This window comes from uncultured Serinicoccus sp. (assembly GCF_947487915.1).
GTDB lineage: Bacteria > Actinomycetota > Actinomycetes > Actinomycetales > Dermatophilaceae > Ornithinicoccus.
The window spans coordinates 195,686-219,757 of the sequence record NZ_CANKYH010000009.1 but is presented as its reverse complement, the minus strand read 5'-3'; the positions used below and the strand labels follow the sequence as shown (position 1 = coordinate 219,757).

The following is a 24,072-nucleotide window of genomic DNA, read 5'->3' as shown; positions in this document are numbered from 1 at the left end:
TGCGGTCCCGGCACGCACGCGGGTCAGGCCCGGGTCCCGGGCAGGATGCGGCGCACCGCGTCGCGGGTCCGTCGCGCCCGGGCCCGCGACTCCCGGCGCGCCCGCCCCCGCAGCCGGGACCACCGCTCCTGCGGCGGGTGGGCCTCGAACCAGTCCACGAGGGCCTGCTGCGCCGCGGCGCGGTCCTCGCCCCGCACGTCGTAGTCGCGCACGGCCTGCTCCTCGGCGGGGCTCATCGGCGGGGCCACCCGGTGCAGCCAGTCCGAGACCTCCTCCCGGTAGGGCTGCGGGACCAGCTCGAGCGCGGGGTCGAACGAGCGCGAGAGCCACGGCAGCGGGTCCGGGCCGACCTTGCGGGCGACGAGGCGCAGCAGGGCGCTGTCGCCCCCGTCGGCGAGGTAGCGGTGGACGGCGTGGGCGATCACCGGCTCCACCTTGATCGGGTCGGCGAGCAGGTGGGCCCGCGGCTCGGCCCCGCGCCACTGGCGCTCGAGCGTCGATGCCGAGGGCCATCGACCGGTCACGGCACCGGCGAGCAGCGTCTTGCGGGCGCACTTCGCGCACCGGCCGCACGGCGAGCCGAGCCGGGGCCCACGCACGCACGACTGCGCGGCCGCGCCCAGCGCGTGGGTGTGGACGATCCTGCTGGTGACCAGCTCGGAGACACCGGCGATGGGCACGCACACCGGGAGCCCGACCGCCTGGAAGACCGGGCCCCACTCGGCCACGAAGGGCGAGTCGGCGAAGTCACGGTAGTGACCGCGCTGCAGCCGGTAGGTCGCCTCCAGCGGGGCACCCCAGGCGATGACGTCCACCCGGTCCCGGTCGGCGTGCAGCAGGAGGGGGACGGCGGTGGTGAAGTCGTGCGGGAAGCCCATCGACTCGCGGAGGTACTCCACGTCGCTGCCCACGACATCGACCCGGCGACCGTGTCGCCGCACGACCTCGCAGGACTCCTGCGCGGCCCGGGTGTCGAACATCGTGGCGCGCCGCTCGCCCTCCGGCGCCCGTCGGAGCAGGTGGTAGGAGCGGGTGGTCTCCGGCATCACGGCGAGTGTGGCGACGCTGTCGGTCCCGCCGCTGAAGCACAGCCCGGGCACCCCCGGCTCGGGCCTGCGCCGCGGGGGCAGGGCCGGGTCCACCGACCCGAGCCGCAGCCCCGGTCCCGAGGCCAGGGCTCCAGCCAGGGCGGGGCTCCCGGACAGGTTGCTGGTCACCGGCGTCTGGCGGCGGATCCACGGGCGGGCGCAGAGCACGGCGGAGAGCACCAGCAGGTCGGGGTGCAGGCTGCGCGGGGCGACGGTGACCGCGAACGACGCGGTATGCCTGGCCAGCGCGCCCTTGCGGGTGTCGGGCTCGCGGTCGCCCGGGGTCAGCGTGATGTGGACCCGGCCGGGCTCGTGGTGGATGTCGAGGTGCATCAGCGATGCGCCGTGGTCGGGCTCAGGCGGCGGAGACCACGGAGTCGCGGCGACCGACGCGGCGCGGGTCGATCGGCTGCGCCAGACCCTCGGTGAGGACCGTCGTCATCTGCGTCTCGGCGGTCTCGGTGAGGCTGACCCGGTCGGCGACGGTCGAGAGCATCTGGGACAGCGGCACGTCCAGGGCGCGGCAGATCGAGGCCAGCAGCTCCGAGCTCGCCTCCTTCTCCCCCCGCTCGATCTCGGAGAGGTAGCCCAGCGAGCAGGACGCCGAGGCACTGACCTCCCGCAGCGTCCGGCCCTGCGTCTGCCGCGTCTCCCGGAGGGCGTCCCCGAGCTCGCGTCGTAGGAGCACCATGGTCATCCCTCCTCACCTCTCGCGTCCGCTGTGCCCGGTGCCGCTGCGTCGACCCATGCCGACCCGGGGGCCGGACCGGATGCCGTGGCGGCACCTCGTACCTCTACCGTACCGTCCCCGCCCGACACACCTCTCCTCAGGCAGTCCTGCAGCAGGTCGAGCGCGACGCTCACCGTCGCCCTCCTGATGTGGTCACGGTCACCATGGAGGGAGAACATCCGGTGGCCCACCACCTGTTCCCGGCGGGCGACGGCCACGTGCACCGTGCCCGCGGGGGCGCCCTCGCTGGGTCCCGGCCCGGCCACCCCGGTCGTCGAGACGCACCAGTCGGCCTGCAGCACCCGGGCCCCTCCGAGGGCCATCGCCTCGGCGCACTCCTGCGAGACCGCCCCGGGCCCCTCCAGCACCATGTCACCGACCCCCAGCACCTGCTCCTTGACCGGGTTGGCGTAGGCGACGACCGAGCCGCGCACCGCGCCGCTGGCGCCCGGCACGTCGGTCAGCGCGGCGCACACCAGGCCCCCGGTCAGCGACTCGGCGGTGACCACGGACTCCTCGCGAGCCAGGAGGTCCCGCACCAGCACCGCGGCTCGCGACTCACCCGCGGACCCTGTCATGACGCGGCGGCGGTCGGCGGCCTGCCCGCCGGCGCCAGGGCCTGACGGACGTAGTCGACGCCGGTCACGACCGTGACCAGGGTCGCGGCATACATGACCCACAGCCCGAGGTCCTGGAACCAGCCCGCGACCGGTGCCAGGAGCACCGCGATCCCCACGGCCTGCAGCACCGTCTTGAGCTTGCCGCCCTTGCTCGCCGGGATGACCCCGCGCCGGATGACGACGAAGCGCATGAGCGTGATGCCGACCTCCCGCACCAGGATGACGACGGTGACCCACCACGGCAGGAGGGAGAGGAGGGAGAGGCCGACGAGGGCGGTGCCGATGAGCGCCTTGTCGGCGATCGGGTCCATGAGCTTGCCGAAGGCGGTGATCAGCCCCTGCCGGCGGGCGAGGTGGCCGTCCACCCAGTCGGTGCCGATGGCCACGAGGAAGACGGCGAGCGCCCACCACCGCAGCCCGAGGTCGTCCCCGCCACCGCTGAGCAGCAACCACCCGAAGAGGGGGACCAGGGCGATCCGCAGGACGGTGAGCGCGTTGGGCAGGTTCCAGGGAGAGACGCGCTGCGAGGCCGTGGCGGTCGCCAGGTCAGGTCCGTCGGGGTCGTGCGGGCCGATCATCGGCCGGGCTCCTCGCTGCCGGGGGACGCGATGGGACATGCCACCAGATCCACACCCTCGGTGTCCACCACCCGCGCCGTGACGACGGCACCGGGGACGAGCGCAGGCATCCGGCCCTCCTCGTCCACGAGGTAGGTCACACCGTCGACGTCCGGGCCCTGCTGGCCCGCGCGGCCGACGAGCCGCAGGTCCTCGTCGTCGTCCTCGACCGCCTCGACGAGCACCTCCACGTGCGTCCCGACCCGTTCGGCGGCCCGCTGGGCGGTCAGCTCCTCGACGAGCGCACCGACGTGCTCGACGCGCTCCCGGATCACCTGCTCGGGGACCTTGTCGGCATACCCCTCCGCCTCGGTGCCGTCCTCGTCGGAGTAGCCGAAGACGCCGACCACGTCGAGGCGCGCCGCCCCGAGGAAGTCGGTCAGCTCGGCGACGTCCTCCTCGGTCTCGCCCGGGAAGCCGACGATGACGTTGGTCCGTATGCCAGCCTCGGGGACGCGGGAGCGCACCTGCTCGAGCAGGCCGAGGAAGGACTCACGGTCGCCGAAGCGGCGCATCCGGCGCAGCAACGGTCCGGAGGCGTGCTGGAAGGAGATGTCGAAGTAGGGCACCACGCCAGGGGTGCCGGCCATGGCGTCCAGCAGGTCGGGACGGATCTCGGCCGGCTGCAGGTAGGACACCCGGACCCGCTCGATGCCCGGCACCCGGGTCAGCTCGGGCAGCAGCGCGTCCACGAGGCGCAGGTCACCCAGGTCCTTGCCGTAGGACGTGGTGTTCTCGCTGACGAGGAACAGCTCCTTGACGCCCCGCTCCCCCAGCCAGGCCGCCTCGGCGAGGATCTCCTCCGGCGTCCGCGACACGAAGGCGCCGCGGAACATGGGGATCGCGCAGAACGCGCACCGCCGGTCGCAGCCCGAGGCGATCTTGAGCGGGGCCCACGGCCGTCCGTCCAGGCGGGCGCGGACCACCCGCGGACCGGTGGCCGGTGCCACCTGCTCGAGAGGGACGGCCGGCTCGACCCCGGTGCGGGTCGGAGTCCCCCCCGGCTGCTGGTGGCCGGGCAGCGCCACCCCTGCGCTGGAGGTATGCCGTGCGCTGGGTGAGATGGGCAGCAGCCGGCGCCGGTCGGCGGGGACGTGCGAGGGCACGCTCCCGCCCCCGAGGATGGTGCGCAGGTGCTGGGACATGTCCCCGTAGGAGTCGAAGCCCAGGACGGCGTCCGCCTCCGGCAGCTCCGTGGCGAGCTGCTCGCCGTAGCGCTCGGCCATGCACCCCACGGCGACCACCTTCTGGGTGCGCCCGGTGCGCTTGAGGTCGTTCGCCTCGAGGAGGGCGTCGATCGAGTCCTTCTTGGCCTGCTCGACGAAGCCGCAGGTGTTGACCACCGCCACATCGGCGTCCGCGGCGTCCTCGACCAGGGTCCAGCCCTCGGCCGCCAGTCGCCCCGCCAGCTCCTCGGAGTCCACCTCGTTGCGGGTGCACCCCAGGGTGACGACGGCGACGCTTCGCGTGGACTCCAGCATCCCTCGAGTGTAGGTGCGCCCTCCCCGTGCCTCGGCCGTCGACGCCGCCCCCCGGCCCGGGACGCGGCCCCCGTGGTCAGATGTGCCCATGGACGAGCAGGCGGACCCCGGGTCCGGGAGCGGTCGGCACCTGGTCATCGACGGGCACAACGACCTGCCCTGGGCGCTGCGCGAGCTGGTCGGCACCGAGCGCGGCCCGGAGGTCGACCTGCGCGTGGCCACGCGGGGCCGTGGTCTGCACACCGACCTGCCCCGGCTGGGCCGGGGAGGGGTGGGCGGGCAGTTCTGGTCGGTCTACGTCCCGTCCTCGCTGGGCGAGGCTGAGGCCGTGGCGACCACGCTCGAGCAGATCGACCTCGTGCACCGCCTGGTCGAGCGGTATGCCGACCGCCTCACGCTGGCGACCACCGCCGCGCAGGTGCGCGAGGCGATGGCGCAGGGGCGGGTCGCCTCGCTGCTGGGCGCCGAGGGCGGGCACTCGATCGGCTCGTCGCTGGGTGTGCTGCGGGTGCTGCACCGGCTGGGGGTCCGCTACCTCACCCTCACCCACAACCACAACACCCCCTGGGCCGACAGCGCCACCGACGCTCCAGAGCACGGCGGCCTGACGGACTTCGGCCGCCGGGTGGTCGGCGAGCTCAACCGCCTGGGCATGCTCGTGGACCTCTCCCACGTCGCGGCCACGACGATGCGTGACGCGCTGGCGGCGGCGACGGCACCCGTGCTGTTCAGCCACTCCAACGTCCGCGCCCTCTGCCCCTCGCCGCGCAACGTGCCGGACGACGTGCTGGCCTCGATGGCCGCCGCGGGAGGGGTCTGCATGGCGACCTTCGTGCCGCAGTTCGTCTCCCCCGCCTGCTGGCGTTGGCAGGTCGACGCACGCGAGGCGGCGCAGGACGCGGGGCTCGACCCCAACGACCACCCGACGATGACCCGCTTCGCCGTCTCCTGGGAGCAGCGTCACCCCCGGCCGGTGGCGACGCTCCGGCAGGTGGCCGACCACCTGGACCACCTGCGCGCCGTCGCCGGCGTCGCGCACCTCGGGCTGGGCGGGGACTTCGACGGCACCGAGCAGGTCGTCGTCGGGCTCGAGGACGTCTCGACCTACCCGGCCCTGCTCGCCGAGCTGCGGGACCGGGGGTGGTCCGCCGCCGACCTGGACGCGCTGGCCCACGGCAACGCCCTGCGCGTCCTGCAGGACGTCGAGAACGCGGCGACGGCCTGACCGAGGCCCTAGAGCCAGGGCGGCAGCTGCGGCAGCCCGCCCCCGGTGGCCGCGACCGGCAGCGTGACCGGGCGCCCGGTCACCCAGGCCGCCAGCGCGCGGACGTCGCCGACCACCTGCGGCGCCCCCGGCCCGGGGCGACCGACCTCCCAGCGGGCCCGGCCGTCCTCCTCGCGCAGGACCAGGCTCGGGTGGCCCTCCACGCGGGACCGCTGCCGGGAGACGTCGCCCAGGAGGGCGTGGGCGAAGGCTACGGGCAGGTCCTGGTCGCAGGCCCCGGCGCCCAGGTCGAGCGCGTGCAGGAAGACCTCCCGCGCCCGGAGCCAGGGGATCGTGTCCGCCGCGATCGCGGTGCCCTGCCGGACGCGCACCCGGACCTGCCACTGCTCCGCCCCCAGCTGCCCCATCCCCTGCGCCAGCGCCTGCGCCTCCTCGCGCGAACGCACCCGCAGGACCTGCGCCGGGGCGCCGGCCAGCTCCTCGATGTCGGCGTCGCGAGCCTGCGGCGAGGCATACATGGGCGTCTCGACGCCGGTGCGGGCCCAGGTGACGAGGTGGCCCAGGGCGCGGGCGTTGAGCGCGACGTGCGCCACGACGTGCGCCCGGCTCCACCCGGGCAGCAGCGAGGGTGCCCGCAGCGCCTGGTCCTCGACGGACGCGAGCGTCGACTCCCAGAGGCCGGTCCCGGCCGCGACCCACTCCCACGAGCTGCGGCGCCCGGGAGCCACGTCAGTCACGCCCCGTGAGCGACCAGGCGTCCTCGCTCTCGGGTTCCTCCTCGTCCTCGACGTAGCTGCCGCTGATCGGGTCGCCGTCGTAGCGGGTGTCCCGAGGGGCCGGGTGGGCCGGCGCGCCGTCTCCGCGCGGGGAGCCGGACAGCTCCTCGTCGCCGGCGTCGTCCTCGGCGTCGACCTCCGTCGGGTCAGCGTCGAAGGGGGCGGTGTCGGACTCCACCTCGGGTCGGGGCGGGTCCTGACCCTGCATCAGCGCGAGGGTGGTCGCGAGGTCGTCGGGCTTGACCAGCACGTCGCGGGCCTTGCTGCCCTCGGACGGTCCCACGATGCCCCGGCTCTCCATGAGGTCCATGAGGCGGCCCGCCTTGGCGAAGCCGACGCGCAGCTTGCGCTGCAGCATCGAGGTCGAGCCGAACTGGGTCGTGACGACCTGCTCGGTGGCCTGGAGGAGGAGATCGAGGTCGTCGCCGATGTCCTCGTCGATCTGCTTCCTGGCCGGAGCGGCGATGACCTCCTCGACGTACTTCGGCTTGAGCTGCCCGGTGACGTGCGCGACGACGTCGTGGATCTCGGACTCGGTGACCCAGGACCCCTGCACGCGCATCGTCTTGCTCGCGCCCATGGGCAGGAAGAGCGCGTCGCCCATGCCGATGAGCTTCTCCGCACCCGGCTGGTCCAGCACGACCCGCGAGTCGGCCAGCGAGGACGTCGCGAAGGCCATCCGGCTCGGCACGTTGGCCTTGATGAGGCCGGTGACCACGTCGACGCTGGGGCGCTGGGTGGCGAGCACCAGGTGGATGCCGGCAGCCCGGGCGAGCTGGGTGATGCGCACCACCGACTCCTCGACGTCGCGCGGGGCGACCATCATGAGGTCGGCGAGCTCGTCCACGACGACGAGCAGGTAGGGGTAGGGCTGCAGCACCCGCTCCGACCCCGGCGGGGGCGTGACCTTGCCGGCCCGGATGGCCTTGTTGAAGTCGTCGATGTGCTTGTAGCCGAACGCCGCGAGGTCGTCGTAGCGGTGGTCCATCTCCTTGACCACCCAGGCGAGCGCCTCGGCGGCCTTCTTGGGGTTGGTGATGATGGGGGTGATGAGGTGCGGGACGCCCTCGTATGCCGTGAGCTCGACCCGCTTGGGGTCGACGAGGATGAGGCGCACCTCGTCGGGGGTCGACCGCATGAGGATCGAGGTGATCATCGAGTTGACGAAGCTCGACTTGCCGGAGCCGGTGGCCCCGGCGACGAGCATGTGCGGCATCTTGGCGAGGTTGGCGATGACGTAGCCACCCTCGACGTCCTTGCCGACGCCCATGACCATCGGATGGGTGTTGTTGCGCGCCGTCTGGCTGCGCAGGACGTCGCCGAGGCTGACGTTCTCCCGGTCCGCGTTGGGGATCTCCACGCCGACCGCCGACTTGCCCGGGATGGGCGACAGGATGCGCACGTCGGCGCTGGCGACGGCATACGCGATGTTCTTGGACAGCGCGGTGATCCGCTCCACCTTGACGCCGGGTCCGAGCTCCACCTCGTAGCGGGTGACGGTCGGCCCCCGGCTGAAGTCGGTGACCTGGGCGTCGATGTTGAAGTCCTCGAGCACGCCGGTCAGCGCCTCGACCACCTTGTCGTTGGCCTCCGAGCGTTCCTTGTGCGGGGTGCCGGGCTTGAGCAGCGCGGACTCCGGGAGGGTGTAGGTGATGTCGCCGGCGAGTTGCAGCTGCTCCACCCGCTGTGGCAGCTGGGCCGTCGGCGGTGCCTCGAGCTCGGACTTCGCCGCCTTGGCCTTCTCGACCGCGGTGGGGGCGGCCGGCCGCTTCTGCCCGGGACGGGGCCCGGGGATCTCGTCCGTGGAGTCGCCCTGGGCGTCCCGGGCCGGAGCCGCCCTCGGCCCGGGCCGGGGGGCGGCCTTCGCCGTGGTCCCGCCGGTCGCCGGTGGCGTGACCTCCCCCGCGCTGTCGTCGCCGGCCGCGGCCTTGCGGGCCCCTGCCCGCCGGGCACGCCGCGCCGCGCGGTCGACCTCCGCGGCCTGGTCGAAGGGCACGTCCCCCTCCCGTGGGCCGTCGACGTCCCCGGCGCCGCGGCGACGACGCGGCAACGGGTTGCCGTCGGCGTCGACCTCGTCGAAGCGGGCGGAGTCGAAGAGCTGCTGCTCGACCTCGCGGATCCGGTCGGGGATGCGGTGCACGGGGGTGCGCGTGAGGACGAGGAACCCGAAGACACCCAGCAGGGTGAGCACGATGTAGGCCCCGGTCACGGTGATGGCCGACGCCGGGATGGAGGAGGCCATGAAGCCGAGGATCCCGCCGGAGCGCTGCAGCACCGCCGAGCCCTCGGCGTAGTCGGGGTTGCCGGTCGCGAGGTGGGTGATGCCGCTGGCGGACACGAGGATGGCGGTCATGCCGATGCTCATCCGGTTAGTCGCCTGCTGCTCCCCCGGGGCGCGGAAGAGTCGGACGGCGAAGAAGAGGAGCACCGCCGGCAGGACGAGCGCGACCCGCCCGAAGGTGCCTGCGGCCGCGACGTGGATGACGTCACCGACGTAGCCGTCCAGGCCCCACCACTCCCGCAGGGCCACGACCAGGGCCAGGGCGAGCAGGAGGAACCCGGCGCCGTCGCGCCGGTGCTCGGGGTCCAGGTCGTGGGCCGTGTCGGTCATCGCCCGCACCGTGCCCCCGGTGACCCCCGCGATGCCGCGCAACGCCCGGCCCGGGAGCGAGGGGCCGTCGGCCGGCCGGGAGGCGGCGGGCTTGCCCCGGCCCGAGCCGGCCGAGCCGCGGCCCTTGGTCGTCGTCGATCGGCTCGCGGGGCGCCGGGAGGCGCCGCCGGAGCCGGCTCGGGTCGAGGTCGCAGTCTTGGCCACGGTCGCACCGTACCCAATGGTCACCGTCGTCACACCGGTCCCACGCCGTCCGTCGCCCGACCGGGGTTCGCCGTGCCCGTCGTGACGGGGCACCCGGCCACCCGCTGACAGGTGTCACGCCCCCCGTGCCGCTGCGCCGTCTAGCGTCGAGGCATACCGTCCGACCAGCGAGGAGCTGCCATGACCATCCCGGTGCAGGGCCGACCCGGCCCGTTCGACACGACCGGTGCGACGGGCGCCCCGCCGCCGCTGCCCGTGCCCGGGACGGGCGGGGCGGAGGAGCTGCCCGGGCAGCCGAGACCGGGGCGGGTGGGCGGCTTCCCGGCGTGCGGCCCGCACGGCCGGGGCGGCCTGACCGCCAGCCGGGACAGGGTCGTGCGGGCGGCAGCGCTCATCGGGCTGCTCATCGCCGTCTGGGCGGTGAGCGGCGGCGGACACTTCTGGCCGGTCTGGGTCATGATCGGGTGGGGCTTCTGCCTGGTGCCCGACGTCGCGCGGATCCTCGACGGGCGAGCGGGACGTGGCCGTGGCCCGTTCTGAGTACGCTGGAGCGGTGAGCCAGACACCGCAGGGACCGCACGACCCGGTCGAGGGGAGCTTCCCGCTGCAGCCCTACCGGCCGCACACCGAGCTCGACCCCGAGATGCGCGAGCGGGCGCTGCAGCGGCTCCAGCAGCGCAAGGAGTTCGCCCAGCACCTGTCGGTCTACCTCATCGTCATGACGCTCCTGACCGCCATCTGGCTGGTGTCCGGCATGGGCTACTACTGGCCCATCTGGCCGATGCTGGGCTGGGGCGTCGGCGTCGCGATCCACGCCACCACGCTGCGTCTGGACCGCGAGCCCACCGAGGCGCAGATCGCCGCGGAGGCGGCCCGCCTGCGTCGCCGGCTCGGTCGCCCCGACCACCCCGAGGACTGACGGCAGCCGACCCGGCTCAGGCGTCGATGACGATGGGGATGATCATGGGGCGGCGGCGCAGCTTGTTGCCGACGAAGGACCCGACCGTGCGGCGGATGACCTGCTGCAGCTGGTAGCTGTCCTGGGTGCCCGTGCGCTGGGCCTCCTCGAGCGCCGCGACCAGCTTGGGGCGGACCCGCTCGAAGACGTCCTCGCCCTCGGCGAAGCCGCGGGTCTGGATCTCGGGACCGGCGGCGATCGCCCCCGAGGAGGCGTCCCGGACGAGGATGATCGTCACGAAGCCCTCGTCGCGCAGGATCCGGCGGTCCTTGAGCAGCGTCTCGTCCGCGGCGCCGACGAGCGAGCCGTCGACGTAGACGTAGCCGCAGTCGACGGCTCCCGCGATGCGGACCTGCCCGTCGAGGAGGTCCACCACGACGCCGTCCTCGGCGATCACGACGTTGTCGCGGGGCACGCCCGTCTGGACGGCGAGGTCGGCGTTGGCCACCATGTGCCTCCACTCGCCGTGCACCGGCAGGACGTTGCGGGGACGCACGACGTTGTAGCAGTAGAGCAGCTCGCCGGCGCTGGCGTGCCCGGAGACGTGCACCAGCGCGTTCTCCTTGTGCACAACGTCCGCCCCGCGGCGGGTCAGCCCGTTGATGACGCGGTAGACGGCGTTCTCGTTGCCGGGGATGAGCGAGGAGGCGAGCAGCACGGTGTCGCCCTCGCCCACGTCGATCTTGTGGTCGCCACCCGCCATGCGGGACAGGGCCGCCATGGGCTCGCCCTGCGACCCCGTGCAGACGAGCACCTGCTGGTCGTCGGGCAGCCGGGTCAGCCGGTTGAGGTCGACGAGCACGCCGTCCGGGATGCGCAGGTATCCCAGGTCCGCAGCGATGCCCATGTTGCGGATCATCGAGCGACCGACCATGGCCACCTTGCGGCCTGACTCCTCGGCCGCGTCGAGCACCTGCTGGACGCGGTGCACGTGCGAGGAGAAGCAGGCGACGATGATGCGGCGGGCGGCGTTGTGGAAGACCCGCTCGATGGCCGGGGCGATCTGCCGCTCGGGCGTCGTGAAGCCCGGGACGTGGGCGTTGGTCGAGTCGGTCATGAACAGGTCGACGCCCTCCTCCCCCAGCCGGGCGAAGGCACGCAGGTCGGTGATCCGGCCGTCCAGCGGCAGCTGGTCCATCTTGAAGTCGCCGGTGTGCAGGATCGTGCCGCCGGACGTGCGGATGAAGACGGCCAGGGCGTCGGGGATGGAGTGGTTGACGGCGACGAACTCGCAGTCGAACGGGCCGAGCTGCTCGCGCCCGCCCTCGGTCACGCCGAGGGTGAGCGGGGTGATCTTGTGCTCCTTGAGCTTGGCCTCGATGAGCGCGAGGGTCAGCTGGGAGCCGACCAGCGGGATGTCCGGCTTGAGCCGCAGGAGGTAGGGGACGGCGCCGATGTGGTCCTCGTGCCCGTGCGTCAGCACGATGGCGACGATGTCGTCCAGCCGGTCCTCGATCGCGGTGAAGTCGGGGAGGATGAGGTCGATCCCGGGGTGGTGCTCCTCGGGGAAGAGCACGCCGCAGTCGATGACCAGCAGCTTGCCGCGGTGCTCGATGACGGCCATGTTGCGGCCCACCTCACCGAGCCCCCCGAGCGGGATGACGCGGACGCCCCCGTCCGGCAGCGGCGGGGGCGCGGACAGCTCGGGATGGGGGTGGCTCATGGCGCACCAGGGTAGCCCCCCGGTGCGGCGTCCGACCGCCGCGGCGACGGGCCCGCGGGGCGGCCGATCGCGCTCGGCTGTCGGGGTGCGCCTCTAGAGTGGGCGGCATGCAGGCATACCTCGACCTCCTGGAGCGGATCCGCACCGAGGGGGTGCGCAAGGAGGACCGCACCGGCACCGGCACGCTGTCGGTCTTCGGCCACCAGATGCGCTTCGACCTCACCGAGGGCTTTCCCGCGCTGACGACCAAGAAGCTGCACCTGCGCTCGATCGTCGGCGAGCTCATCTGGTTCCTGCGCGGCGACACCAACGTCCGGTGGCTGCAGGAGCGCCGGATCACCATCTGGGACGAGTGGGCCGACGAGCACGGCGACCTCGGCCCCGTCTACGGGCACCAGTGGCGCTCCTGGCCGGCCCCGGACGGGGGGACCATCGACCAGATCCAGCGGCTGGTCGAGGGCCTGCGCGCCCACCCGGACTCGCGGCGCCACGTCGTCAGCGCCTGGAACGTCGCCGACGTCGACCGGATGGCGCTGCCGCCGTGCCACACGATGTTCCAGTTCTACGTCGCGCCGGCGGCAGCCGACGACCCCGACCGGCGGGGCTGGCTGTCCTGTCAGCTCTACCAGCGCAGCGCCGACACCTTCCTCGGCGTGCCGTTCAACATCGCCTCCTACGCCCTGCTGACGCACCTGGTGGCGCAGGTCACGGACCTGCGGGCCAAGGACTTCGTGCACACCCTCGGTGACGCCCACCTCTACCTCAACCACCTCGACCAGGCCGCCGAGCAGCTCACCCGCACCCCGGGGCCGCTGCCGACCCTGTGGCTCAACCCCGAGGTCCGCGAGATCGACGCCTTCGAGATCGAGGACATCGAGGTCCGTGACTACGTGGCCGCCCCCACGATCAAGGCGCCGATCGCCGTATGACGCCCGGCCCGGTGCAGCGCCCCCCGGACGGGCGCCTGGTGCCCGCGACCTACGTCGTCCTGCAGCGCGAGGGCTCGCACGGCACCGAGGTGCTGCTGCAGCTGCGCCGCGGCACGCCGTTCATGGACGGCTGGTGGGCGTGCGGCGCGGCCGGCCACGTCGAGGCCGGTGAGTCCTTCCCGCAGGCGGGGGTCCGCGAGGCCGAGGAGGAGCTCGGGGTGACCCTGCGCGCTGCCGACCTGCACCACGTCGCGACCGTGCACCGAACCTGCGCCCTCCCCGACCCGGTCGAGCAGCGGGTCGACGTCTTCGTCACCACCAGCTCGTGGGAGGGGGAACCGCACGTCGTCGAGGCCGACCGGGCGGCCGAGCTGCGGTGGTGGCCGCTGGACGCCCTCCCCGACGCCGTCGTGCCGCACGAGCGCCGGGCGCTGGACGCCCTGCGGGAGGGCCGCACCGGCTCGCTGCTGATGCACGGCTTCCAGCAGTCGCTCACGCTGGTGGCGGCGGTCGGCCGCAACCGGGTCATCGGGGACGGGTCCGCGATGCCCTGGCACCTGCCGGCCGACCTGCGCTTCTTCAAGGAGACGACGACGGGCGGGGTCCTCCTCATGGGCCGCGGCACCTGGGACTCCATCGGCCGCGCCCTTCCCGGCCGGCGGACGGTCGTGGTCACGCGGCAGCGCGACTGGTCGGCCCCAGGTGCTGACGTGGCGCACTCCCTCGCCGAGGCCCTGCTCATCGCCGGCGACACCGAGGTGTTCGTCGTCGGTGGCGGGGAGATCTACGCGCAGACGATCGAGCACGCCAGCCGGCTGGTCCTCACCGAGGTCGACCTGGAGCCGGAGGGCCGGACCCGATTCCCGCCCGTGGACCCGGCGGTGTGGCAGGAGGTCTCCCGCGAGCCCGGCCCGGGGGACGACGCGATCGGCGCGTGGGTGGTCCTGGAGCGCCGGGCCGCGCCGGTAACGGGCTGAGCGACCCGGGGCCGACCCGGCCACGCCGCGGCGTAGGGTCGAGGCCGTGAAACCCTCAGACCTGACCGCGATCCGCACCCTGTCCTCCCCCAGCGTGCGGCCGGACGGTGGCGACGTCGTCTTCGCCGTCAGCAGGCCGGACACCAAGGACAACCGCTACCGCTCCAGCCTGTGGCGCCTCGACCTGACCGACGAGGGCGCCGAGCCGGTCCGGTTGACGAGCAGCACCCGCGACTCCTCCCCCCGCTACTCCCCCGACGGCCGGTTGCTGGCGTTCCTGCGCGCCGGCGAGGACGGCCCCGCCCAGCTGCACGTCATGCGCGCCGACGGGGGCGACGCCCGCGTCCTGACCGAGCAGAAGCTCGGCGTGAGCAGCTTCGACTGGTCACCCGGGAGCACCCATCTGGCCTACGCGGCACGGGTCCCGGAGGACGGCCGCTACGGGACCGACGACGACGTCAAGCCCGACCAGGAGGCCCCGCGCCTCATCAGCCACAGCACCTACCTCGCCGACGGCCTGGGCTACGTGCTGGACCGTCCCAGCACGATCTTCCTGCTGGACCTCACGGACCTGCCCAGCGGTGACGCCCCCGACGCCGACGAGCTCCCCACCAGCACCCGGCTCACCCAGGGCGGGGGCGACGACACCGAGCCCACGTTCATCCACGGCGGCACCCGGGTCGCCTTCCTCGCCTCGCGGGACCGACGGGGCACCTGGGTCCCGGACACGCTGGTCCGTGACGTCTGCTCGGTCGACCTGCGCGGCAAGAGCTTCCGGAGGCACACCGACGGCACCGGCAGCGTCGCCAGCGTGACGGTGGGCACCGACGGCACGGCGGTCTACGGGGCGAACGAGCTGGGCAGCTCCAAGCAGGACTTCGTCGCCCGCAACGCCGTGCTGCGGCGGCTCGACGGCCCGGGCGTCGCCCTGACCGACGCCGAGTCCGACCACCTGGCCTGTGCACCGGTCATCACCACGGACGGCCGTGTCGTGGGGGCCTTCGAGCACCGCGGGGACACCGTGGTCCGCGACGTCGGCTCGGGCCACGTCCTCCTCGAGGGACACGTGTCGGTGTCGGCGCTGGCCACCGGAGGCGACCTGGTGGTCGCCGTCGCCGGCACCCGCACGTCATACGCCGAGCTGTTCGTCGGGCGGCCGGGTGAGACCCTCACCGCGCGCACGGACTTCGGGCGCCACCTGAGGGACGCGGCTGACCCGATCGAGCCGGAGGAGCTGTCGGCGGCGGCGAACGACGGCTACCCGGTGCACGGGTGGCTCTTCCGGCCCACCACCCGGCCGCGGCGCAAGGCGGGCCACCCGGTGGTCCTGATGATCCACGGGGGTCCCTACACGCAGTACTCCGGCAACCTCTTCGACGAGGCGCAGGTCCTCGCCGGCGCGGGGTATGCCGTGGTCATGGGCAACCCGCGCGGCGGCTCCGGCTACGGCGCGGAGCACGGGCGGTCGGTCAAGGAGGCGATCGGCACGGTCGACGTCGCCGACCTCACCGCCCTCCTCGACCATGCGCTGACCCTCCCCGGGCTCGACGAGTCGCGCGTCGGGGTGCAGGGCGGGTCCTACGGCGGGCTCATGACGACCTGGCTCGTCGGTCACTCCGACCGGTTCACCGCCGCGATCAGCGAGCGCGCGGTCAACGCCTGGGACTCCTTCGCCGGCACGAGCGACATCGGGTGGTTCTTCGCCGACGAGTACGCCGGGGCCTACCAGCACGAGCAGTCGCCGCTGACCTGGGCCGACAACATCACCACGCCGACGCTCATCATCCACTCCGAGCGCGACTTCCGCTGCCCCCTGGAGCAGGGCCAGCGGCTCTTCGCCCGGCTGCGGCGCAACGGGGTGCCCACCCAGCTGCTCATCTTCCCGGGCGAGGGCCACGAGCTGACCCGCAGCGGCCAGCCACGGCACCGGCAGCAGCGCTTCGAGCACATCCTCGCCTGGTGGGACCAGCACCTGCGCTGAGCCGTCGGCCGGGCGCCGGTCGGACCCGTGCGGGCGACGCCGTCAGTCCAGCTCGGGGCCGTGCACCCGCTCCTCCGGGGTGCGGTGGTGGTAGGTCACCAGCTCGCTGACGCTGCGCCGACCGATGGCATACCGGCCCTCATCCGGCTCGAAGAGGCGGTACTCCGCGAGCGCGGCCTTCTTGACGGCCCGGGCCCGCTCGTCGAGCACGACCCGCTCGGCCCGCTCGTCGAGGACCTGCGGGACGGGGAGGAAGAACTTCGCGTCGGCGACCAGCCCCAGCCGGTGGGCGCGGCGCAGCGCCCGACCGGCCGTGGCGTGGTCGGGGTGCGGGTCGAGGTAGCTCATCGTCCGGTGCGCCGCTCCTGGTCGGCGCCGGGCGTGCCGGCGGATGACGGCCAGGACCGAGTCCTCGGTGATGCCGCCGTCGGGCAGCCCCACGCGGTACACGTCGCGACGCTCGACCCCGAGCCGGGCGACCGCGGCGGTGAACTCGCGGTCGCGCGCGGCGACGAACTCGTCGAGCCCGATCTCCCTACCCAGCCGCCGCCGCAGGCTGTGGATCGCCTGCGACCCCTCCCCCGGGGTGAGCAGCACGATCACGTGCCGGCGGTCCGGCTCGGAGGCGATGGCCCCGCCCATGAAGATCGACTCGTCGTCCGGGTGGGGGACGTACCAGACCGTCACCCCCCGGGTCAGCCGTCTGGTGCGCGCGACCCGCTTGGCCTGCTGCGCCGCGGGCTCGGGCATGCGCGCGATGGCGGCGCGGACCCCTCGGCGCACCGCCCGGCGCCACTGCGGCTGCCCGTCGTCGGCGTCGGCGGCCCGCGGGGTGTGCGCGGGCGTGGCCTCCGAGCGAGCGGGGGCCACGGGCGGCGAGGAAGGCGACGTCGGGCGCGCCGCGCCTCCTGCCGTGGCCGACGTCACCGCCCGGGTCGCGGCGGGCGTCGTCGTCCCCGACGTCGGCTTCGCGGCCGGGGGCCGGGGCGGCTTGAGCAGGTAGCGGTAGGTGGGACGCTGGTGCGGGGTCCACTCGAACTTCCACGGGTACTTCCCCGCCCCCAGGTCGAACTCGTCGGCCAGGTCGTGCTCGGTCACGTGCTCCAGGATCGCCAGCTGGAGCACCTTCCCCATTCGGTAGCGCTCGAACTCGGGCAGGTAGGCGCTGTTCCAGGACAGCAGCCGGCGGCCGTCCCGGAAGACGGTGCGGTAGGCCAGCACGCGACCGGTCGCCGGGTCCTCGCCGTCGAGGAACGCGAAGGTCAGCGCGTCGTCGGTCGTGGTGAACACCTGACGGATGTGCTCGGTCCGCCGGTCGTCGTCGTAGAGCGAGTGCCGCTCGGAGCGCGCGTGGGTCTCGATGAGGTGGTTCTTCTCCGCGCGGTGCACCTCGGCGATCCGGTCCAGGATGCCGTGCTCGTCGCCGGTGAACGTGTGCAGGTGCACGTCGTGCTCGCGCCGCAGCTTGCGGAGGTACTTGCCGGTGTGGGACGGCGCGGACCAGGGTCCGCGCAGGTCGATCCAGGGGTTCTCGATGAGGAAGGCGAGCCGGCGGTGGTGCACCTGGGAGGTGCGGACGTGCCACGCGAACGCCGACTCTGACGGTATGCCGGTCAGCTGCACCACCTGCGCCTCGTCGGCGTCGACGACACGGTCCAGCTCGGCGAGGACGTGGCCCGAGATGGTCTGCGGGCTGGCCACGGACGGGCCGGCGGCGTGGAGCACGGACAGGTAGTCGCCGTGGGACGCCCAGCGCAGGACCGTCACCGGCTCGCCCTCCCGCTTCTCGGGGCGGAAGGCGAACGGCCCCACCCCGACGAGCTGGCCCTCCTGGCGCACCAGCACCACGTGCAACCGGTAGCCCGGGGCGTGCCGATAGCTGGCCCACCAGGCGGAGACGAAGCGGTGGCTCGTGTAGTAGGACTCCCCCGGCCGCTCCAGCGCCTCCCACTCCTCGCGCAGCGCGGCCAGGTCCTCGGTGGTCCGGCAGATCGACGTCTCGATCATCGGGCGGGGATCTCCACCCAGGTCGGGAACGTGAGCGTGCGTCCGCGGTCCTTGAGGAAGACGTGCTGGCGGGTGCGCCGGGCCCCGAACGCGGCATACGAGGCGCGGGACGCCTTGTTCTTGCGGGAGATCATCGTCACCCCCCGCACCTTGCCCTCCTCGGCCAGGAGCTCCAGCCGGCGCGCGATGGAGAAGGCGTGCAGCCCGCGCCGCCGGTGGGCGACGAAGACGTGGTCGTCCCAGAAGTACGCCTGGCGCGGGGACACCCGCAGCCGCAGGTGGATCCGGGCGTTCTCGGTGTCGCCGTAGGTGAGGTGGCAGTAGCCGCACGGCTCACCGTGCTCGTCGCGGATGACGAGGGTGCGGTCCGCGGGGTGCTGCAGCCGCTCCACGAGCAGCCGGTGCTTGCGCTCGTTGAGGTCGTCGGGGTAGTCGCGCCGCATCTGGTCCAGCACGGCCTCGGTCGCGTCCTCGAGGGTCCGGGACGGATCGACTTTCGGACGGGGGCCCTGCACGGGGAAGACGTAGGTGTCCAGCACCTCGCGCTTGCGCCAGGACTGCTGCCACGACGCGGGAATCAGGGACGTCAGCGGCATGCCGGTCATGCTAGTCGACACCCCGGGCGGGGCCGCGGACTCCGTGCGGCGGCGCCTCAGGTCGACAGGTGCTCCGGCAGGCGGTCGAGCACGTCGTTCCAGCCCTGCTCGTCGCCGTCGGTGAACAGTCAGCGCTCACCTGTCCCGAGAGCGCCTGCCCAGGAGGTAGCTGCCGACGGTGAGCAGCGCCGCGCCCAGGCAGACCGCGATCGGCCCGACGACGTCGGCCCAGGAGAAGACCCGGTAAGGCTCGATCTCGACGTCGCCGAACCACCCGAAGGTCACCGGGCGGTTGAGCAGCGTGACCAGGCCGGCGACGACGCCGACCGCCCCCGCCCCCGCGAGCAGGAGGGGGAGCGCACCCCGTCGACGGTCCATCAGACCGGGGGGATGGAGCGGTGCCGGGTGGAGAAGTGCCGGTCCCGGCGCGCGGCATACCGGAGCCGGTGCACGACCTCGGCGCGCAGGTCCTCCGGCTCGGTGATGGCGTCGATGACGAGGTCGGAGGCGAGCCGCTCCAGGTCGACGTCCTCGAGGTACTCGGCGCGGCGGGCGGCGATGAAGTCCTGCCGCTCCTGCGGGTCCGCGATCTCGGCGATCTTGTTGGCGTAGACCGCGTTGACGGCGGCCTCCGGCCCCATGACCGCGATCCGGGCGGTGGGGAGCGCGATGGTCGCCTCGGGACCGAACCCGGGCCCGCCCATGGCGTAGAGCCCGGCGCCGTAGGCCTTGCGCAGCACGATGCACAGCTGCGGCACCGTCGCCTCGGACACCGCCGAGACCATCTTGGCGCCGTGCCGGATGATCCCGCCGCGCTCGACCTCCGAGCCGATCATGAACCCCGGCACGTCGGCGAGGTAGAGCAGCGGGATGCCGTAGGCGTCGCACAGCCAGATGAAGCGGGCGGCCTTGTCGGCCGAGTCGGTGAAGAGGACGCCGCCCTTGACCGCCGAGTTGTTGGCCACGATGCCCACGCTCTGCCCGTCGACCCGCCCGAGGCCGACCACGAGCTCGGCGGCGAACAGCGGCTTGATCTCGAAGAAGCTGTCGTCGTCGACCAACCCGTCGATGACGTCGTGCACGTCGAAGGGCACCGACTCGGCCTCCGGCACGGTGTGCCGCTCCAGCGGCCGCGCGGGCTCCTCACCCTCGTAGGCGGGGACCGGGGCGCGCCACGACTCGGGCAGGTAGGAGAAGAAGTGCCGGGCGAGCTCGATCGCCTCGGTGTCGTCGGCGGCCAGCAGGTCCCCGACCCCGGAGACGGTGCAGTGCATGCGCGCGCCGCCCATCTCCTCCAGCGAGACCTTCTCCCCCACGACCATCTCGGCCATCCGGGGGCTGCCGAGGTACATCGAGGCGTTGCCCTCGACCATGATGATGAGGTCGGTGAAGCTCGGGATGTAGGCGCCGCCGGCCGCGCTCGGCCCGAAGAGGCAGCAGATCTGCGGCACCTTGCCGGACAGCGCGACCTGGTTGTGGAAGATCCGGCCCGCGCCGCGGCGGCCGGGGAACAGGTCGACCTGGTCGGTGATGCGCGCGCCGGCCGAGTCGACGAACCAGAAGATCGGCAGCTCCTCGCGCAGCGCCGCCTCGGTCGCCCGGATGATCTTCTCGACGGTGCGCGCGCCCCACGACCCGGCCTTGACCGTGGGGTCGTTCGCGACGACGATCGCCGCCCGCCCGTCCACCTCACCCCGACCGGTGACCACACCGTCCGCCGGGAGCGTGCCCGCGGTCGCGTGGGCATACCGGCCGTCCTCGACGAAGGTGCCCTCGTCGAAGAGCAGCGCGATGCGCTCCCTGACGTAGAGCTTGCTCTGGGAGTCCAGCTTGGCGCGGGCCCGGTCGCTCGGCTCCGCCGAGGCACGGTATGCCGTGCCCAGCCGGTCGCGGAGGTCGGCAACCCGTGGGTCCCCGGGAGTGTCGGCCGCGCTGCTGCTCATCAAGGTCCGTCCTCTTCTGTGCTGGCGTCCGGCGGGTGGCGTCCTGGCTCAGCGGGCGGGCAGGCCCAGGCCGCGGGCGATGACCATGCGCTGGACCTCCGAGGTCCCCTCGCCGATCTCCAGGATCTTGGCGTCCCGGTAGAACCGGGCGACGGGGTACTCCTCCATGAAGCCGTTGCCGCCGAAGACCTGGGTAGCGATCCGCGTGGCGCTGACCGCGGCCTCGGTGGAGTAGAGCTTGGCGATGGCGGCGGCCTGCTTGACCTCGGCCACCCCGCGGCGCCCGGCCTCCTGCTCGTCCTTGAGCCAGGCGGCCTTGTAGGTCAGCAGCCGGGCCGCCTCGACCATGACCGCCAGGTCGGAGATCTGGAAGGAGACGCCCTGGTTGACCGCGATCGGCCGCCCGAAGGCCTGCCGCTCCTGACTGTAGGCCGTGCACTCCTCGAGCATCCGCTGGGCGCACCCGACGGCAAGCGCCGAGATCGCGACGCGGCCGTCGTCCAGCGTCTTGAGGAACTGCCGGAAGCCCTGACCGCGCTCGCCGAGCAGGTTGTCCTCCGGCACCCGGCACCCCTCGAAGGTGAGCCCGTGCGTGTCCGAGATGTGCCAGCCGAGCTTGCGGTAGGCCGGTTCGACGACGAAGCCGTCGGTGCCGGCCGGGATCATGATGGCGCTGATCTCGGGTCGGCCGTCCGCGGTCTCGCCGGTCTTGGCGGTGACCGTGACGACCGAGGTCAGGTCGGTCCCGGAGTTGGTGATGAACGCCTTCGCCCCGTCGACGACCCAGTGACCGTCCTCGAGCCGGGCCCTGGTGCGGCTGGCCCCCGCGTCGGAGCCGGCGTCCGGCTCGGTGAGACCGAAACCGGCCAGCGCGCGACCGGCCAGCAGGTCCGGGAGGTAGGTCTCCTTCTGCTCCTGGGTGCCGAAGGACAGGATCGGGTTGATGCCGAGGCCGACGCCGGCCGACAGGGTGATGCCGATCGACTGGTCGATGCGACCCAGCTCCTCGATCGCCAGGCAGGTGTAGGTGAAGCCGCCGTGCTCGGTACCCGCGCCGCCGAACTCCTCCGGGGCGTTGAGGCCGAACAGCCCGAGCTCACCCATCTGCGGGATGAGGTCTTCCGGGAAGTGGGAGTCCTTGTCCCACTGCTCGACGTGGGGGGCGATCTCGCCCTCGGCGAACTCGCGGACCAGGCCGCGGAACTCCTCGTGGTCCTCGGTCAGTTCGAACATCGGTGTCCGCATCCTTGCTCGCCTCGACGGTGGCGACGGGGACTCCCGCCGACGTCCTCACCATCCTGCTTGACGTTGACGCCAAGGTCAAGCAGGATGGGCGCAACGACCTTGACGTTAGGACAAGCACCGTGATCGACACCACGACGACGTGGACCATCGCCCAGATGGCTGACGACTACGACGTCACCCACCGGGCCCTGCGGCACTACGAGCACCTCGGGCTGCTCGCCCCGGACCGCGAGGGGCAGCGACGCATCTACCACCGCCGCGAGCGGACCCGCCTCGCGCTCATCCTCCGGGGCCGCCGGCTCGGCTTCTCGCTCGAGGAGATCGCCACGATCCTCGACATGTATGACGACCAGCCCGGCGAGGTCGGCCAGCTGCGCTACCTGCTCTCGCAGATCGGCGACCGTCGCGCGGACCTCGAGCGCCGGCGTCGCGACATCGAGGACAGCCTGCGCGAGCTCGACGAGCTGGAGCAGCGCTGCGCGGAGGACGTCGCGCGCCTGTCGTGACCCTCTCGGGCCGCTCGCGGGTGCCGCGACGAGGCCGTGACGCCTGGCCGCGAACGGCATACCTCTCCGGCTAGGGTGACCCCCATGCCGATCAGCAAGGTCCTCATTGCCAACCGGGGCGAGATCGCCGTGCGCATCGCCCGTGCCTGCAGCGACGCAGGCCTGGGCTCCGTCGCGGTCTACGCCGACCCCGACCGCGACGCGCTGCACGTCAAGGTCGCCGACGAGGCGTACTCCCTGGGCGGGACGACCCCCGGCGAGTCGTACCTGGTGCAGGACAAGCTGCTGGACGTCGCCCGCCAGGCCGGGGCGGACGCGGTGCACCCGGGCTACGGCTTCCTCGCCGAGAACGCCTCCTTCGCCCAGGCCGTCATGGACGCCGGGCTCACCTGGATCGGCCCCTCCCCCGAGGCGATCGACGCGCTCGGCGACAAGGTCAAGGCCCGGCACATCGCGCTGGAGGCGGAGGCGCCCCTGGTCCCCGGCACCACCGACCCCGTGGCTGGTCCCGAGGAGGTCGTGGCCTTCGCCGAGGAGCACGGGCTGCCGGTCGCCATCAAGGCGGCCTACGGCGGCGGCGGCCGGGGGCTCAAGGTCGCCCGCACGATGGAGGAGATCCCCGACCTCTTCGACTCCGCGGTCCGGGAGGCGGTCACCGCCTTCGGGCGCGGCGAGTGCTTCGTCGAGCGCTTCCTCGACCGGCCCCGCCACGTCGAGACCCAGTGCCTCGCCGACCAGCACGGCAACGTCGTGGTCGTCTCGACGCGGGACTGCTCGCTGCAGCGCCGCAACCAGAAGCTCGTCGAGGAGGCGCCGGCGCCGTTCCTCACCGGGGAGCAGCACGCGGAGCTGGTCCGGGCGAGCAAGGCCATCCTGCAGAAGGCGGGCTATGTCGGCGCTGGCACCTGCGAGTTCCTCGTCGGGCCCGAGGGCGACATCTCCTTCCTCGAGGTCAACACCCGGCTGCAGGTCGAGCACCCGGTGACCGAGGAGGTCACCGGGGTCGACCTCGTGCGCGAGCAGTTCCGGATCGCCGACGGCGAGGAGCTGGGCTTCGAGGACCCCGCCCCGCACGCGCACTCCTTCGAGTTCCGGCTCAACGCCGAGGACGCCGGCCGTGACTTCCTCCCGGCGCCGGGCACCGCCACGGTCTTCCGTCCGCCGTCGGGCCCGGGCGTGCGTCTCGACTCCGGCGTCGTCGAGGGGGACACCGTGGCGGGCGCGTTCGACTCGATGCTGGCCAAGCTCATCGTCACCGGGCGCACCCGCCAGCAGGCCCTGGAGCGCTCGCGCCGGGCGCTCGCGGAGTTCGAGCTGGAGGGTATGCCGACCGTGCTCGCCTTCCACCGCGCCGTGGTCTCCGACCCCGCCTTCGCCCCGGAGGACCCCGAGGCGCCCTTCACCGTGCACACGCGCTGGATCGAGACCGACTTCGACAACCAGATCGAGGCATACTCCGGCCCGACCGCGGACGCCCCGGAGGAGACCGAGCGGCAGACCGTGGTGGTCGAGGTCGGCGGCCAGCGCCTCGAGGTGTCCCTCCCCGCCGGACTCGCCCTCGGGGGCGGGGGTGGCGCGGCGGCCGGCGGCCGCAAGAAGGCTCCCAAGCGCTCGCGCGGCGGAGGTGGCGGCGCGGCCGTGTCCGGCGACGCGGTCACCGCGCCCATGCAGGGGACCATCGTCAAGATCGCCGTCGAGGACGGTCAGTCCCTGGCCGAGGGGGACGTGGTCGTCGTGCTCGAGGCGATGAAGATGGAGCAGCCGATCAAGGCGCACAAGGCCGGCACGGTCAGCGGCCTGTCGGCCTCCGTGGGCGACACCGTCACCACCGGCGCCGTCATCTGCGAGCTCACCGACTGAGCCCTCCCGGGCCCGATCCGACGGCCGACCGCCGACGGCGCAACCTCATACCACC

Annotated in this window: 21 protein-coding genes; 8 read left to right on the top strand and 13 right to left on the bottom strand. The window is 73.2% G+C overall.

Annotated features, from left to right (window positions below; genetic code table 11):
* Positions 1–23: 23 nt before the first annotated feature.
* The 5 genes from Q0795_RS13765 to rimO are packed head-to-tail and all read right to left on the bottom strand — an operon-like array spanning position 24 to position 4,536.
* Positions 24–1,421 (bottom strand): DUF6395 domain-containing protein, encoded by a 1,398-nt coding sequence (locus Q0795_RS13765; protein ID WP_298890526.1) that lies wholly within the window; start codon positions 1,419–1,421, stop codon positions 24–26.
* A 22-nt stretch (positions 1,422–1,443) separates the two neighbouring features.
* On the bottom strand, positions 1,444–1,779 hold the full coding sequence (locus Q0795_RS13760) for a helix-turn-helix transcriptional regulator (RefSeq protein WP_130013149.1): 336 nt from the start codon (positions 1,777–1,779) through the stop codon (positions 1,444–1,446).
* Positions 1,780–1,781: 2 nt separating this feature from the next.
* Positions 1,782–2,396, bottom strand: coding sequence for a CinA family protein (locus Q0795_RS13755; RefSeq protein ID WP_298890525.1), 615 nt, complete (start codon positions 2,394–2,396; stop codon positions 1,782–1,784).
* On the bottom strand, positions 2,393–3,016 hold the full coding sequence (gene pgsA / locus Q0795_RS13750) for a CDP-diacylglycerol--glycerol-3-phosphate 3-phosphatidyltransferase (RefSeq protein WP_298890524.1): 624 nt from the start codon (positions 3,014–3,016) through the stop codon (positions 2,393–2,395). The genes Q0795_RS13755 and pgsA overlap by 4 nt, the downstream gene beginning before the upstream one ends.
* Complete coding sequence (gene rimO / locus Q0795_RS13745) at positions 3,013–4,536, bottom strand: 30S ribosomal protein S12 methylthiotransferase RimO (protein WP_298890523.1); 1,524 nt, start codon at positions 4,534–4,536, stop codon at positions 3,013–3,015. Before rimO ends, pgsA begins: the two co-directional genes overlap by 4 nt.
* A gap of 88 nt (positions 4,537–4,624) precedes the next feature.
* On the opposite strand from rimO, the gene Q0795_RS13740 reads away from it, so the two are divergent.
* Positions 4,625–5,761 carry a dipeptidase gene (locus Q0795_RS13740; protein WP_298890521.1) on the top strand — a complete coding sequence of 379 codons (1,137 nt, stop codon included), beginning with the start codon at positions 4,625–4,627 and terminating at the stop codon, positions 5,759–5,761.
* An 8-nt stretch (positions 5,762–5,769) separates the two neighbouring features.
* Here Q0795_RS13740 and Q0795_RS13735 read toward each other — a convergent pair whose 3' ends face one another.
* On the bottom strand, positions 5,770–6,498 hold the full coding sequence (locus tag Q0795_RS13735) for a maleylpyruvate isomerase family mycothiol-dependent enzyme (protein ID WP_298890520.1): 729 nt from the start codon (positions 6,496–6,498) through the stop codon (positions 5,770–5,772).
* Positions 6,491–9,148, bottom strand: coding sequence for a DNA translocase FtsK (locus Q0795_RS13730; protein ID WP_298890612.1), 2,658 nt, complete (start codon positions 9,146–9,148; stop codon positions 6,491–6,493). Before Q0795_RS13730 ends, Q0795_RS13735 begins: the two co-directional genes overlap by 8 nt.
* Positions 9,149–9,532: 384 nt before the next feature.
* Between Q0795_RS13730 and Q0795_RS13725 the strand changes: the two genes are divergently transcribed.
* Positions 9,533–9,892, top strand: coding sequence for a 2TM domain-containing protein (locus Q0795_RS13725; RefSeq protein WP_298890519.1), 360 nt, complete (start codon positions 9,533–9,535; stop codon positions 9,890–9,892).
* Between the two features lie 13 nt (positions 9,893–9,905).
* On the top strand, positions 9,906–10,271 hold the full coding sequence (locus Q0795_RS13720; protein WP_298890518.1) for a 2TM domain-containing protein: 366 nt from the start codon (positions 9,906–9,908) through the stop codon (positions 10,269–10,271).
* A gap of 16 nt (positions 10,272–10,287) precedes the next feature.
* On the opposite strand, the gene Q0795_RS13715 is transcribed toward Q0795_RS13720, so the two are convergent.
* Complete coding sequence (locus Q0795_RS13715; protein WP_298890517.1) at positions 10,288–11,973, bottom strand: ribonuclease J; 1,686 nt, start codon at positions 11,971–11,973, stop codon at positions 10,288–10,290.
* 107 nt (positions 11,974–12,080) lie between these two features.
* Between Q0795_RS13715 and Q0795_RS13710 the strand changes: the two genes are divergently transcribed.
* The 3 genes from Q0795_RS13710 to Q0795_RS13700 are packed head-to-tail and all read left to right on the top strand — an operon-like array spanning position 12,081 to position 15,860.
* Positions 12,081–12,902: a thymidylate synthase gene (locus tag Q0795_RS13710; RefSeq protein WP_298890516.1), complete on the top strand. Its 822-nt coding sequence runs from the start codon at positions 12,081–12,083 to the stop codon at positions 12,900–12,902.
* Entirely contained in the window at positions 12,899–13,879 is a 981-nt protein-coding gene (locus Q0795_RS13705; RefSeq protein ID WP_298890514.1) for a dihydrofolate reductase, read from the top strand. Before Q0795_RS13710 ends, Q0795_RS13705 begins: the two co-directional genes overlap by 4 nt.
* A gap of 46 nt (positions 13,880–13,925) precedes the next feature.
* Positions 13,926–15,860 (top strand): S9 family peptidase, encoded by a 1,935-nt coding sequence (locus Q0795_RS13700; protein ID WP_298890511.1) that lies wholly within the window; start codon positions 13,926–13,928, stop codon positions 15,858–15,860.
* A 42-nt stretch (positions 15,861–15,902) separates the two neighbouring features.
* Here the strand turns inward: Q0795_RS13700 and Q0795_RS13695 are convergent, their stop codons facing one another.
* The 5 genes from Q0795_RS13695 to Q0795_RS13675 all read right to left on the bottom strand — a co-directional run bounded on the left by Q0795_RS13695 (position 15,903) and on the right by Q0795_RS13675 (position 21,639).
* Complete coding sequence (locus Q0795_RS13695; RefSeq protein WP_298890509.1) at positions 15,903–17,867, bottom strand: GNAT family N-acetyltransferase; 1,965 nt, start codon at positions 17,865–17,867, stop codon at positions 15,903–15,905.
* The gene (locus Q0795_RS13690; protein ID WP_298890506.1) at positions 17,864–18,463 is read right to left on the bottom strand and encodes a GNAT family N-acetyltransferase; all 600 of its coding nucleotides are present in this window, start codon (positions 18,461–18,463) and stop codon (positions 17,864–17,866) included. The genes Q0795_RS13695 and Q0795_RS13690 overlap by 4 nt, the downstream gene beginning before the upstream one ends.
* 135 nt (positions 18,464–18,598) lie before the next feature.
* Positions 18,599–18,841, bottom strand: coding sequence for a hypothetical protein (locus Q0795_RS13685; protein WP_298890504.1), 243 nt, complete (start codon positions 18,839–18,841; stop codon positions 18,599–18,601).
* Positions 18,841–20,406, bottom strand: a complete 1,566-nt coding sequence (locus Q0795_RS13680) for an acyl-CoA carboxylase subunit beta (protein ID WP_298890502.1) — start codon at positions 20,404–20,406, stop codon at positions 18,841–18,843. The genes Q0795_RS13685 and Q0795_RS13680 overlap by 1 nt, the downstream gene beginning before the upstream one ends.
* Positions 20,407–20,454: 48 nt before the next feature.
* A complete protein-coding gene (locus Q0795_RS13675) occupies positions 20,455–21,639 on the bottom strand; it encodes an acyl-CoA dehydrogenase family protein (protein WP_298890500.1) in 1,185 nt (394 codons plus the stop codon).
* Positions 21,640–21,770: 131 nt separating this feature from the next.
* Between Q0795_RS13675 and Q0795_RS13670 the strand changes: the two genes are divergently transcribed.
* Entirely contained in the window at positions 21,771–22,157 is a 387-nt protein-coding gene (locus Q0795_RS13670) for a MerR family DNA-binding transcriptional regulator (RefSeq protein ID WP_298890498.1), read from the top strand.
* Between the two features lie 84 nt (positions 22,158–22,241).
* Positions 22,242–24,017, top strand: a complete 1,776-nt coding sequence (locus tag Q0795_RS13665) for a biotin carboxylase N-terminal domain-containing protein (protein ID WP_298890496.1) — start codon at positions 22,242–22,244, stop codon at positions 24,015–24,017.
* The last annotated feature ends 55 nt before the right edge of the window (positions 24,018–24,072 follow it).